Annotated in this window: 9 protein-coding genes and 1 tRNA gene; 1 reads left to right on the top strand and 9 read right to left on the bottom strand. The window is 76.8% G+C overall.

The features are described 5' to 3' along the window. Window positions 1–3: 3 nt before the first annotated feature. From ACIRBY_RS29395 to ACIRBY_RS29415, 5 genes are all read right to left on the bottom strand, one after another. Window positions 4–684 carry a hypothetical protein gene (locus tag ACIRBY_RS29395; protein ID WP_403906089.1) on the bottom strand — a complete coding sequence of 227 codons (681 nt, stop codon included), beginning with the start codon at window positions 682–684 and terminating at the stop codon, window positions 4–6. Between the two features lie 50 nt (window positions 685–734). Then, entirely contained in the window at window positions 735–2525 is a 1791-nt protein-coding gene (locus ACIRBY_RS29400) for an AMP-binding protein (RefSeq protein WP_403906092.1), read from the bottom strand. Between the two features lie 26 nt (window positions 2526–2551). Further along, the gene (locus ACIRBY_RS29405; protein ID WP_403906095.1) at window positions 2552–3163 is read right to left on the bottom strand and encodes a lytic polysaccharide monooxygenase; all 612 of its coding nucleotides are present in this window, start codon (window positions 3161–3163) and stop codon (window positions 2552–2554) included. Window positions 3164–3372: 209 nt separating this feature from the next. Beyond that, window positions 3373–4995, bottom strand: a complete 1623-nt coding sequence (locus ACIRBY_RS29410; protein ID WP_403906098.1) for an SPFH domain-containing protein — start codon at window positions 4993–4995, stop codon at window positions 3373–3375. 1889 nt (window positions 4996–6884) lie between these two features. Then, the gene (locus ACIRBY_RS29415) at window positions 6885–8618 is read right to left on the bottom strand and encodes a peptidoglycan-binding protein (protein WP_403906101.1); all 1734 of its coding nucleotides are present in this window, start codon (window positions 8616–8618) and stop codon (window positions 6885–6887) included. A 258-nt stretch (window positions 8619–8876) separates the two neighbouring features. Here ACIRBY_RS29415 and ACIRBY_RS29420 point away from each other — a divergent pair. Continuing rightward, a tRNA-Lys gene (locus ACIRBY_RS29420) sits at window positions 8877–8950 on the top strand. 62 nt (window positions 8951–9012) lie between these two features. Here ACIRBY_RS29420 and ACIRBY_RS29425 read toward each other — a convergent pair. The 4 genes from ACIRBY_RS29425 to ACIRBY_RS29440 all read right to left on the bottom strand — a co-directional run bounded on the left by ACIRBY_RS29425 (window position 9013) and on the right by ACIRBY_RS29440 (window position 12884). Further along, complete coding sequence (locus ACIRBY_RS29425) at window positions 9013–9678, bottom strand: class F sortase (protein WP_403906103.1); 666 nt, start codon at window positions 9676–9678, stop codon at window positions 9013–9015. Continuing rightward, entirely contained in the window at window positions 9675–10277 is a 603-nt protein-coding gene (locus ACIRBY_RS29430) for a hypothetical protein (RefSeq protein WP_403906106.1), read from the bottom strand. Before ACIRBY_RS29430 ends, ACIRBY_RS29425 begins: the two co-directional genes overlap by 4 nt. Window positions 10278–10413: 136 nt before the next feature. Continuing rightward, a complete protein-coding gene (locus tag ACIRBY_RS29435) occupies window positions 10414–11193 on the bottom strand; it encodes an HAD-IIA family hydrolase (RefSeq protein ID WP_403906108.1) in 780 nt (259 codons plus the stop codon). A 107-nt stretch (window positions 11194–11300) separates the two neighbouring features. Then, window positions 11301–12884, bottom strand: coding sequence for an alkaline phosphatase family protein (locus tag ACIRBY_RS29440; RefSeq protein WP_403906111.1), 1584 nt, complete (start codon window positions 12882–12884; stop codon window positions 11301–11303). Window positions 12885–12954: the final 70 nt, after the last annotated feature.

Below are 12954 nucleotides of genomic sequence, written 5' to 3' on the forward strand. Positions count from 1 at the left end.
CGGTCACCAGGAGAGGTCCGCGGCCCCGTCGCCGTCGGCGCCGCGAACCCGGACCGTGCCGGTGTCCCCGTAGACGTCGTGGCGCCAGTCCGCGAAGACCCCGGCGACCCGGCGGGCGTCCTCGCCGAGGCCCTTTCCGACGGAGCCGGTGGTGAAGGCGACCCGCGCCTGCGAGGTCCCCCCGGTCCTGCGGACCCGCACCTCCCTGACGCTGCCGGGCGGCATGAGGCGGTCCGCGGCGGTGCGGTGGCGGGCGTAGTAGGCCTCGAACTCGCGGGTCATGTCGTACCAGCCGTCCACGACCGGGCAGGGGCGCGCGGCACCGGCGCCGCCGTCGGTGGGCGGGCCGGGGGCGCCGTGGTCCTCGTCCGTGGGGGGTTGGGGGGTGCCCCGGTCCTCGTCCGTCGGGGGTTGGGGGGTGCCCGGGTCCTCGTCCGTCGGGGGTTGGGGGGCGGGGGCGGTCTCGTCCTCGGTCGGGGGTTCGGGAGTGCTGCCGGTCCGCTCCTCCGTCGGGAGGTCCGCGGCGCCCGGGCCGCAGGTGGAGGAGGCCGGGAGGGGGGAGGGCGGGGCCGCCCGGCCCGCCACGTGCGCGCCGCACGCCGCCAGGGCGAGGCTCAGGAGCAGGGCCGCCGCTGCCGCCCAGGCCTTCGCGGGCGACGGCGCGGCGGGTGGTGTGGTCGTCATGGGAACCCCCCTCCCCGGTGAAGAGGGCTCCGCGCCCGCTCCGGTTCCGCTCAGCCCTCCAGCAGATCCCGGCGGCCGTGGGCCTCGTACGCCGACAGCAGCGCGTCCAGGGCCGGCCCGTCGAGCGGGCGGTAGGCCCCGCCGACGCGGTGCCAGACGGGCCCGGGGGCCGGGGCGCCGCCCGGCGCCGGGCGCGGGAGGAAGCCGGTCCGGCGCAGGGCGGCCCGGTGGACCTTGTTCGTCGCCGTGACGGGCAGGGCGTCGAGGATCCGGACGTAGCGCGGGGCCATCTTCGTCCCCAGGTCCGGCTGCGCGGCGAGGAAGGCGGCGAAGTCCTCCGGGGCGAAGGACGCGCCCTCGCGCAGGGCCACGGCGGCCATCACCTGGTCCCCCGCCGCCTCGTCCGGGACGGCGTACACCGCGACGGCGGCCGCCGCCTCCCAGCGGGCCAGGATGTTCTCGATCATCGCGGCGGCCAGGTTCTCGCTGTCGACGCGCAGCCGGTCGTCCGTGCGGCCCGCGAAGTAGAGGAAGCCGTCCGGGTCGCGGAAGAACAGGTCGCCGGTCCAGTACCAGCCCTCCCCGGGCCCCGTCCCGGAGGAGCCCCGGCGGGTACGGGCGGCTTCGGCCCCGGGGTTGCGCCAGTAGCCCTCGAAGCGGCTGCGGCCCCGGTTGACCAGCTCCCCTATGGCCTCCTCGCCGTTGCACAGGCGGCCCCGCGCGTCGAGGACGGCCGGAGGGCATTCGCGGCCCGTCTGCGGGTCGACGACGGCCAGGTCGTCACCCGCTCCGGCCCGGCCGAGGGCGCCCTGCGGGGTGTCGGGGGTGCGCTGGACGGAGGCGCCGCCCTCGGTGGCCCCGTACCCCTCGACCAGGCGGGCGCCGAACCGCTCCTCGAAGCGGGCCGCGTCCACGGCCCCGGCCTCGGTGCCGAAGCCGAGGCGCAGGGGGTGCTCGCGGTCGTCGGGGCGGGGGTCGGTGGCGAGGAGGTACTGGACGGCCCGGCCGACGTAGGTGAAGTAGGTGGCGCCGTAGCTCCGTACGTCGTCCAGGAACGCGGAGGCGGAGAAGCGGCGGCGCAGGGCGACGGGGGCGTCGGCGGCGAGGGCGGGCAGCCAGCAGGCCATGACGGCGTTGCCGTGGAAGAGCGGCATGCAGATGTAGTGGACGTCGTCGGGGGTGACGCGGAAGTGGCGGGCGAGGGAGTGGCCGGCTGCGGCGAGGCGGCCCTGGCTGCAGATGGCGGCCTTGGGGGCGCCGGTGGAGCCGGAGGTGAAGTAGAGGAGCAGCCGGGTGTCCGGGCCGGGTCCGCCGGGGCGTACGCGGGCCTCGCCGGGCCGGGCCGCGGCGTAGGGGGCGAGCAGGGCCCCGTACTCCTCGGTGCCGGTCACCAGGATCCGTACGCCGGGCAGGTCGAGGCCGCGCAGGAGGGGGAGGTGGGAGGGCTCGGTGACCAGGAGGCGGCAGTCGGTGTGCAGGATGTCGCGGGCCAGCTCGGGGCCGCGCCGGGTGGGGTTGATCCCGGCGACGGCGGCCCCGGCGAGGGCCGCCGCACCGAGCCAGAAGGGGAACTCGGGGGTGTTGTCGAGCAGCACCCCCACGTGCGGCTCGGCCCCCGGCGGCAGGAGGTCGACGAGGAGCGCGGCGCGGGCGGCGGACTGCTGGGCGGTCCGGTGGCGGCTGAGGACGGCGGCCGGCGTCCGGGCGGCGCCGGGGCCGCCCTCCGCGCCGTGCTTCAGCCCGGGCCGGTGGTCGCCCCACTGGCGCGCGATGAGCTCCGCGACGGTTCCCGCCCCGGGCTCCGGAGCGGGACCGGTTTCGGTCGTGGTCGTCGTCGGCATGCCGCCGGAGGGTAGCTGACGTTTCGTCAGAACTGAACGTCGGAGCAGGCGTAGAACGCCATGGGGGTGTCGTTGACGGTCCAGACGGCGAGGATCATGTGCCGGCCGGACTTGCCGGCGGGCATGGAGCCGCGGTGGATGGTGGTCATGTCCGGGCGCCCGCCGTTGTAGGGGACGACGAGGAAGGGCTGGGGGTCGAGGGAGGCCCGGGTGAGCGGCTTGGCGGGGTCCCAGCCGTTCTTGGTGACGTAGTACTTGAAGTCGGTGGTGGAGTGGTTCGCGGTGAACTGCCAGCGGAAGTCGAAGGGCTGGCCGGAGTTCACCCGGGTCGCGGGCCAGGTGCCGCCGCGGGGGTCGTCGAGCTGGGCGAACTCACTGTGTCCGCCGGAGCAGATCTGGCCGTCGGCGGGGCCGGCCGCCGGGAAGCCCTTGTAGCCCTCGACGCTCTGCGGCTCCCACTGGATCGGGCCGCAGTCGGGGACGGTCTTGTTGGCGCATAGCTTCTGGCGGCTGATGGGGGTGTCGGTGTAGCCGTGGCCGCTGGCGGTGGGGGCGGCGAACAGGGTCGCGCCGGCGAGGAGGGCGGCGCCGAGCGCGGTGGCGCCGGCGGCGCGTCCGGGTATGCGGAAGGGGCGCATGATGCTCCTTGGGTGTGGGGGGGGAGGCCTGGCGGGGCGTGCGCGCGCGGGGACGCGCCGGGGAGGGGTGCGGGGCCCCTCGGCGGGGAGGGGTGCCGGCGTGGGGTACTAGGTCTAGACCAAGTCCCACAGTATTGACGGGAGTTGGCCATGTCTATACCAATGCGAAAACGGGTGGTCCGGTCGTCACCGGCCACCCGTTTCGGCGGCTACTGGTCGGACCTGCCCGTGTAGAAGGCGACGGTCAGGTCCTTCACCAGGGCCTTGCGCTCGTAGTCGTCGAGCTCGACGATCCCGCGCGAGGTGAGCCGCTGGACGGTGTCGTCCACGGCGTCGACGACGGCGGTGAGGACGGTGTCCCGGTGCTTGGCGTCGATCGCCGCGACCCGTCGGCGGCGCATCGCCTCGGCGACCTCCGGGGCGTACTCGATACGGGTGGGCTGGGCGGAGAACACCTCGATGCCGACGGCCTCGGTGTCGGCGGCGAGGGCCCGGGTCAGCGCCTCGCCGACGGCCTCGGCGTCGCGCAGGGTCGGGGCGTCGTCGTGGAAGGCGTCGGCCGGGAGCCGGGACAGGACCCGGGCCGTGGCCGACTCGACCTGCTCGGCGAGGTACTCGATGTGGTCCTCGACGGCGAGGGTGGCGCGGGCGGTGTCCCGGACCTGCCAGACGACCTGGACGACCACCTGGAGGGCGAGGCCGCCCGAGTCCACGGCGGGCATGGGCTCGCTGCGCCAGTGCCGCAGCCGGACGTCCACGCGGCGGCGCAGCAGGAGCGGGCTGATCCAGGTCAGGCCGGTACGGCGGACGGTGCCGCGGTAGCTGCCGAAGAGGGTGAGCACCCAGGCGTGGCCGGCCCTGGCCCGGCCGAGGCCGCCGAGGGAGAGCAGGGTGACGACGCCGAGGAAGGCGAGCGGGGGCCAGTGGGTGGCGCGGAGCCCGTGGTAGGGGCGGGGCCGCACCCCGAAGGCGGCCACCAGGGGGGCGGGGACCACCCCGGCCCGCCACAGCACGGCCGCGCAGCCGGCGAGGGCGAGCGCGCCGACGACCACGGCGATCCACCCGGGCAGGACCGGACCCCGGTGCTCCCGGAGCCGCTCGTCCGCCCGGGGCACCCGCCGCCCGGGCTGCGCCGTGCGCTCCGCGGGGTGGCGGGCGGGGGCGGGGGCGGGGGCCCCGGGCCGGGGGCGGAACGGCAGGTGCACCGGAACCTCCGTCACGGCGGCCCCCCGTACGGGCCCGCGGCGCGCGAGCGGGCCGGCGTCGCCGTCCCCGCGCACCCCGTCCCTGCCGTCGATCCCCCGGGCGACGGCCTGGGCGACGATCTCGGCCACGCCGGGCCCGGGAACGCCGGACCCCTGCGGGTGCGGAATCCCCACGGGGGCCGCCTCCCGCGCGGCGGGCACCTCCCCCCGCGAACCACCGGCACGCCCCGGCTCCGGCGGCCGGGCGGTGTGGTCGCGTTCGTACGGCCCGGCGTGGGCGGGGGGCGCGGTACGGGGGGCGGGGGCGGCCGGGGGCGTCGGCTCCGCGCGGGCGGCGTCCGGGTGCGGCGGCTGCCCGCCGGGGGCGAAGCGGTGGGGCTCCCTGCGGGTGGCCGGCTGCGACGGCTCCGCGAGGGCGGGGTCGCCCTGCGGTCCGGTGCGGGGGGTGGACGTGGCCGGGGCCTGCGGCGCGGTGCGCCCCGGGCCGTCCACGGACTCCGGCTCCGCCCGGGAGGCGGGGGCGCCGGGGTAGGGCGGCTCCGCGAGGGCGGCCCGGGGGCACGGGGCCGGGGCATCGGCGCCCGCCTCCCCGGCGGCGGCCCCGGCCGGGGCCGGGAGGCGGAGCACGTCGGCGACGTGAACGTCCGGCCCGGGAACGGCTGCCCGAGCCGAGTCGGTCACCTCCGGCGAGGGAAGGTCCGCCTGGCCCGGGGCGGTGGCCCCCGGCACGGGAGCGGCCATCCGGCCCGGGGCGGTGGCCCCCGACACGGGATCAGGCGTCCGCCCCGGGCGGGCAGTCGCCTCCGGCGTCGGAAGCGGCGCCCGGGCCGAAACGGTCGCCCCCGACACAGGAGCGACCATCCGGTCCCTGGCCGCGGCCTCCGGCACGGAACCCGTCGCCCGGCCCGAGACAGTCACCTCCGGCGAGGCCAAGGTCGCCCGGCCTAGGGCAGTCGCCCCCGACACGCAAGCGGCCAACCGGTCCCGGGCCGCGGCCTCCGACACGGAACCCGTCACCCGGCCCGGGACGGTCGCCTCCGGCGAGGGCGAGGTCGCCCGGGCCGAAGCGGTCGCCTCCGGGACTGGCCGGGGCGGGCCGGCCGCGGGCTGTCGGGCGGGATCGGTGTCCGCGGGGTGGCCGGCCTGGATCGACGGCTCCGGAGTCCCGGACGAAGCCACCGCGGTGGGGCCGGCCGACGGCAGCGCCGTCTCCGCACGCGCCGCGGTGGCGTGTCCGGGCAGGTTCGGCTGCGGCACGGGGGCCGCCGCGCGCGGACCGGCGGGCTGAGCCGCCCGTACCGGTTCGGCCGGGGTGGCGGTGTGTGCGGGCGGCGCCTCGCCCGGGTGCCCGGGCGAGGCGGGGGCCTGCGGCTCCGGGCGGGCCGTCAGGGCCGGGGCGGCGGGGCCGGAGGTGAAGCGGGTGGCTCCGGCCGGGCGGGGCTCCGCACCCGGGCCCGTCGGGCACGCGGACGCGGGAGCCGCGGCCCGGACCACGCGCGTCGGATCCGGGGCCCAGGCCGAGGCGGCACCGCCGGTCCGGCCCCGTGGCGCGGTGCTTTCGGTGCGGACGGGAGCCGGGTGCGGCTCGGGGCCGGAGCCGTCGAACCGGGAGACCGGCGACAGGGCGCCGGGCTCCGTGTCACGGGCCGCGGCCGTCACCTCCCTCGCTGTGGGCGGCGTCGACCGCTGCGCGGCGGGGCCACCGGCCCGGGCCTCGGGCTCCGGACCGCCGTACCGGGACTCCCGGGCGGCGGGGTACGCCGTGGCCCCCGGGATCGTCCCCGGCTGGGTGGGCCGCTGTGGGGCCAGGGCATCGGACGTCGAACCGCCCTCCCGGGACTCCCGGGCGGCGGGGTACGCCGTGGCCTGCCCGGCCAGGGGCGGTCCCGGCGGGGTGGGCCGCTGAGGGCTGCTCGGGGCACCGGCCCGGGCCTCGGAGGTCGGACCGCCCTCCCGGGACTCCGGGGTGGCGGCGTCCTGCCCGGCCGGGGCCGTCCCCGGCGGGGTGGGCCGCTGGGGGGCCGGGGCATCGGGCCCGGACGCGGGCGGCAGGCTGCCGTACCGGGCCCACGGGGCTCCCGGGTACGCCGCGGCCTGCCCGGCCGGGGACGCGGGCGGCACGCTCGGGGCATCGAGCCGGACCTCCGGGGTGCCGGGGTACGCCCCCGCCTGCCCGGACCGAGGCGACACCGACGGAGGCCCGCTGCTCGGGGCACCTGGCGCGGCCTCAGGGGTCGAACCGCCGTACCCGGACTCCGGAGCGCCGGGGTACGCCCCCGCCTGCCCGGACCGAGGCGACGCCGGCAGCCGTTCGCTGGTCGGGGCGTCGGGGCGGAGCTCGGGTGGCGGGGCTTCGTGCCGGGGCTGCGCGGGGGCGGGGTGCGTCGGCGCCTGCGCGGACGGGGGCGGGCCCGAGGCCGTCGCGGCGGGTTCGGTCGGTCGGGTGGCGGAGGGCGCGCAGGGGTGGAACGTGCCCGTCGTGGACGTGGTGCGGGTGGGTTGCATCGTTGCCTCCGTCATGCGAACAGCCGGCGCCAGGTTTCCGGGCCCGGGTAGCCGTCGGCCATGGCGCCGCGCCAGCCCTGCGCGCGCTGGAAGGCCTCGACGTTGCGGCGGTCGGCCTCCGTCCAGGCCTGGCCCGGGCCGGACGTGTAGTACTTGCCGAAGCCCTTCTGCACCAGCCGGCGGCCCATCGCCGCGATCGCCGGATGGGAGCCGCCCGGCCGGAAGACCCCCCGCCCCGGGTAGGCGGGAGCCCCTGCGGGGCCGGGAAGCGGGGCCGGCGGGGGCGTCGTGCGGCTCGTGGGCACGATGTCGTTGCCCTGCCGCTGGACCAGCAGCCGCCAGGTGTGCTCCCCGGGGATGCCGTCCGCATCGGCGCCCGTCCAGCCCTGCGCCAGCTGGAACGCCTGCGTGGCCTGCCGGTCGGCCTCGCTCCACTTCGTGCTCGGCCCGTGCGGGTAGAACCGCAGGGCGCCGCGGTCGATCAGCATCCGGGCCAGCTCGGCGACGTACTTGTTGTCGGCGCCGGGCCCGAACTTCGCCGCCCCGGGGAAGGTGACCGTGGGCTGCTGCGCGGGCGGCACCGCGTCGCCCGGGAGGATCCCGCCGGCCACCCCGTTGAAGCGGTACGGGACGTACTTGGCGCCGTTCTCCCAGTACCCGTACGGCGTGGCCAGCCGCCGCGTGACCGGCGGGGTCTGCTCGTAGGCGGTGTAGTGCGTGTGCGTCTCGTCGACCCAGCCGCCGAAGAGGACCACGTGCGAGCCCTTGTTGGGGTCGGCCGGGTTGTGGAAGAGCAGCATGTCCCCGGGCAGGAGCTCGTCCTTGGTGATCTTCGTGGCGAAGGTGTCGAGGCTGCCGGTCCACTCGTTCGTGCCGAGGTTCCAGGCCATGGAGACGTATCCCGAGCAGTCCTGCCGGTATCCGTCCGTCCAGTACTCGGACATGCTGTAGGGGACCTGCGCCTCCAGCCACAGCTTCGCCCGGTTGATGATCGTGGCCCGGTCGATGCGCCGCGCCAGGGAGGGCGCACCCGGCCGGCCCGGTCCGTGGGTCGGGGGGCGGCCTCCGGTGGAGGGCGGGCGGCCGTGCAGCGGGGCCCGTCCGCCCTGCGGGCTCCCCGGGGTGTCCCGGCCCGAGGGCCCGGGTCCGGACGTCGGCGCAGGGCCGTGGGAAGGGGCCTGCGAAGGGGCGTTCCCGGGAGCTTGCGCAGGAGCGTACGGGGGCGCGTGCGGGGAAGTGCGCGGGGCGCCGGCCGCGTGCGGAGGGCGCGGGGCGCCGACCGCGTGCGGAGCGCCGGCGCCACGCCCGGAACCGGGTGCGCGCCCAGGACCTGCCTCGCGCCCGGGGCCTGCCGCGGGCGGCGTGCCGGTGCCGGGGCCGCGGCGGCCCGCGCGGCCGGCGCCGGCCGCGTGCGGTGCCTCGCCGTGCCCGGGGGAGGCCCCGGGCGGGGCGTCGCCCGTGGGCTCGGGGGCGGTCGCCCGGCCCGGGAGGGGTGCCGGCTCCGACGGGCGCGGTCGCGCCGGGGCCGGGTGGTCCGCCAGCGCGGCCGCCGGACCGCCGCCGCCCAGGACCACCCCGGCCGCCGTGGCCAGCACCAGTGCCCTGCGGGCCCCCCGCACGGCCGGGAGCCCGGCGTCGCGCAGCGCTATGGCCCGCCCGCGGGCGAGGGTCCGGCGCCGCTGCGCGCACCCGGGGCACACGCAGTCGCCGACGGGCTCGTACTCCTCGAAGACAGGCATCGGCATCGGCGTCGGCGTCGGTCCGTGCACCGGAGGCTGCGTCGTCATGCGGTTCCGTCCACTCCCCTGATCGGTCCTGAGCGGCCCGATCGCTCCTGCTCGGCGTCGGTCAGGGCCCGGCCCGTATCCGACGGAGCGTCAGAAGCGGCCCGGCCCAGACATATCGTGCACGACAAACCCCTCAAACATGGGTTAATCGGACAACGCGGGCGCGGCTGGTCACGAGCACCACTGGAAGTGGGGTAGAGTTTTCCCTGTCAGCAAGCGCCGCTAGCTCAGTTGGTTAGAGCAGCTGACTCTTAATCAGCGGGTCCGGGGTTCGAGTCCCTGGCGGCGCACAGACAGGGGAAGCCCCCCGCAGCGAAAGCTGCGGGGGGCTTCTTCGTCGTCCGGCCGACGGCTAAGCCGCCGCGCCCCGCCCGGTCCCCGCGCCCGTCAGGTACGCCGAGACCACCACGTTCGCCGAGTACTGCCCGGCCGCCTTGTCGTAGGTCCCGCCGCAGGTCACCAGCCGCAGCTCCGCGCGGCCCTCGATCCGGGGCCCGTACGCCTTGTGGGGGTCGAAGCCCGCGCGCTCGTAGACCCGCACGTCCTCGACGGTGAACTCGGCGACCGTCCCGTCCGCCCGCGCCACGCGGACCTTCTCCCCCGGCTTGACCGAGCTCAGCCCGAAGAACACCGCCGGCTTGGACTTCGTGTCCACGTGCCCCACCATCAGCGCCGCCCCCGCCGCGCCGGGCGCCGGGCCCGCGCCCCACCAGCCCACCGTGCCGGGGAGCTCGTACGGCGGTGGCTCGACCGCCCCGTGGCGGTCCAGGCCCCGCGCGATCACCGGCGCCTGCACCCCCAGGGACGGTACGTCGACCCGTGCGGGCATCGCCGCGGTCAGCGGCGGCCGCGCGGCGGGCAGACCCGGGCCGGCCGCCCGGCCGCCGGCCCCCGCGGAGGGCGGACCGGCCGGCACGCCGGTGATCTCCTTGCCCCACAGCCAGAGGCCGAGCACCAGCACCGACCAGGCGGTGAAGGTCACCAGCCGGCCGCCGGCGGCGGGCCGGGGCCCGCTCATCCGCCGTTGCGGCGGCGGCGCAGGGTCAGGGCGCGTCCGGCGACCGCCAGCGTGGCCGCGGCGGCCAGGACCGCGCCGATGACGGTCTGCGGCAGGCCGGGGCCGTCGCCGTGGTGGCTCTTCTTCGCGGCGGCGGCCAGCCGGGTGGTCTCCGCGACCTGGGCGGCCATCGCGCCGCCGCCGGCGTGGACCGGCCAGACGGGCGAGTGGTGGGGCTCGGGGCGGTGGTCGCGGTGGCGGACCTCCAGGGAGCCGCGCAGGCCCTCGTCACGGCCCTCGCACTTGACGCGGACCTCGTGCCAGCCGGGGTCGGCGTGCGAGCGGATCTCGGCCTCGCCGAAGAGGGTGCGCGGGTCCTCGTGGCCCTTGCGCAGCCGGACCTCGGAGTCGAAGACGGGGGACCGGGCCACCGCCCAGTCGCCCTCGCAGGCCCGGACCCGGACCTTGACGCGCCCGCCCGGTTCGACCGGGTTGGGCTCGACGGAGACACCTCCGCGGTCCCCTTCGTTCGCCAGGGCGGCGGGGGCGGTCACGGCGGTGCAGGCCGCCAGGGTCACGGCCACCGCCGCGGCACGGAGAGCGGTCAGAGAACAGCGCATGGTGAACCTCCTCGACAAGGAGATTCACGCGCGGCGCGCCGCCCCGCATCCGGAGCGGCGCCCTTTTGGCCCGTACGTGTCATCCATACGCCCCAACGCCCGCCGCCCTCGGGTCCCCCGCCCGGCCCACGGGGGGCTACACGAGGCCGACGAGGTCCGCGATGGAGTCGACCGTCCTGGTGGGGCGGTAGGGGAACTTCTCGGTGTCCTCGATCGTGGTCAGCCCGGTCAGCACGAGGAAGGTCTGCATGCCCGCCTCCAGGCCGGCCAGCACGTCGGTGTCCATCCGGTCGCCGATCATCGCGCTGGTCTCGGAGTGGGCGCCGATGGCGTTGAGGCCCGTGCGCATCATCAGCGGGTTGGGCTTGCCGGCGAAGTACGGCTGCTTGCCGGTCGCCTTGGTGATGAGCGCGGCGACCGCGCCGGTGGCCGGGAGCGGGCCCTCGGTGGAGGGGCCGGTCTCGTCGGGGTTGGTGCAGATGAAGCGGGCGCCGGCGTTGATCAGGCGGACGGCCTTGGTCATGGCCTCGAAGCTGTAGGTGCGCGTCTCGCCCAGGACCACGTAGTCGGGCTGGTGGTCGGTGAGGATGTAGCCGATGTCGTGCAGGGCGGTGGTCAGGCCCGCCTCGCCGATGACGTAGGCCGTGCCGCCCGGGCGCTGGTCGTCGAGGAACTTCGCGGTGGCGAGGGCCGAGGTCCAGATGTTGTCCACGGGCACGTCCAGGCCCATGCGGCTGAGCCGGGCCTGCAGGTCGCGCGGGGTGTAGATCGAGTTGTTGGTGAGGACCAGGAAGGGCTTGCCGGACTCGCGCAGCCGCTTGATGAAGGCATCGGCGCCGGGGATCGGCGTGCCCTCGTGGATGAGGACGCCGTCCATGTCGGTGAGCCAGGATTCGATCGGCTTGCGCTCTGCCACGGACTTCTCTCCGCTCTGGTGGCCTCTGACCTGTGGGTCTGTGGTCTGTACCACCACCCTATCGGGCGCGGGCCGTGGACGCCGGGGACGTCCACGGCCCGGACGGCCTAGCCCAGGCGGACGTCGTCGACGGTCCAGAACCAGTTGTTGGTGCCGCTGTAGCGGAAGCGGATCCGGACGTCGGTGGCGCCCGCCGGGATCTGGAGCGGGAGGGACTCGGCCTTCGCGACGGCGTCGGCCGTGTACGTCTTCACCACGACCGGGGGCGCGCCGTCGTAGGAGACGAGCACCTGGGCGGTCTGGCCGGCCTCGTGGCGGTAGTGCGTCTGGAAGGACAGGGTGCGCGTGGAGCCGCCGGTGACGGGCCACTTGGGGGTGATCAGGGTGGAGTCGAAGGTGCCGGTGTGGCTCTTGTCGTCCCACTCGTCGGAGTCGGCGACGGCGAACACGTCACGGGAGCGGACGTTCAGCTCGCGCCACTGGTCGCGCTGGGCCTGGGTCCAGAACTCGTCGGTGGCGAAGGCCCATCCGGCCCACTCGGTGACGCCGCCCGTGCCCATCTTCGAGTTGTCCACGGACCAGCCGGCGGGCGGGGCGTGCGTGAAGCCCTTCGTCCCGGCCGGGATGCCGGTCTCGTCCACGCGGGCCTGGAGGGCGGGGCGCAGGGTGTCGAAGGGGTCGTCGCCGGGGGCGTCGAGGGGGACGCCGTCCAGTCCGGTGGTGGGGACGCCGACCTGGGCGAGGGCGGTGGCGGCGACGTCGACGAGCTTGACGTCGTCGCGTACCGAACCGGCGGGGATCCCGGCGCCCTTGGCGATGACGAACGTGCCGCGCTCCTGGAGGGTGGAGCCGCCGTGGCCGCCGGCGTCGGTGTGGCCGTGGTCGGTGGTGACCAGGATCTTCCAGTTCTCCTGTGCGTAGGAGGGGCGGGCCTTGACGGCGGTGAGGACCTGGCCGACGAGGGTGTCGACGCGGGCGATGGCGTCGAGGTACTGCTGGCTGGCGGCGCCGTAGGAGTGGCCGGCGCCGTCGACCTGGCCGAAGTAGACGAAGGAGGCGTCGGGGTTGCCGTCGCGCAGCTCGGCGGAGGCGGCCGTGGCGATCTTCGGGTCCTCGCTGCCGTAGCCGTCGCGGTCGCCCTTGAGGGAGAGGCGCTTGTCGACCTTGGCGGAGAAGATCGGGCCGCCGGCGTCGGTGGAGGTGATGGGCTCCCAGTCGGCGGCCGCGTAGGTGTTGAGGGCCGGCTCGGCGTTCTCGGCGCGGGTGAGGAAGTCCGGGTGGGCGGCGTAGTTCTTGCCGGTGAAGGAGTTGTCCTTCACGCCGTGCTGGTCGGGCCAGACGCCGGTGGCGATGGTGGACCAGCCGGGGCCGGAGGAGGTGGCGGCCATGGGGCTCGCGTAGAGGGTGCTGCGGGCGGTGAGGCCCTCGGCCATCAGGCCCTTCAAATTGGGGGCGTTGGCGGCCTTGACCCGGTCGAGGACCACGCCGTCGAGGCCGATGACGAGGACCTTGTCGGTGGAGCCGGCGGCGGCCGGAGGGGCGGCCGCGGCGGCCCTGGCCGCCGCTTCCGCCGCGGCCCTGGGGTCGCCGGTGGCGGCGGTGGCCGTGGCGGTGAGGCCGAGGGTGGTGGCGAGCAGGGCCGTGGCGGTGGCGGTCACGGCGAGGGTGCGTCCGCGCAGGACAGGGGACACGTACTCCTCCAGGAGCAGCTGGGTGTGTGTGGCGTGTGTGCGCGTGCGGGCGCCGCAGCGCGTGGACGGG

The sequence above is a fragment of the Streptomyces sp. NPDC096136 genome, from assembly GCF_044763325.1.
Classification (GTDB): Bacteria; Actinomycetota; Actinomycetes; order Streptomycetales; family Streptomycetaceae; genus Streptomyces.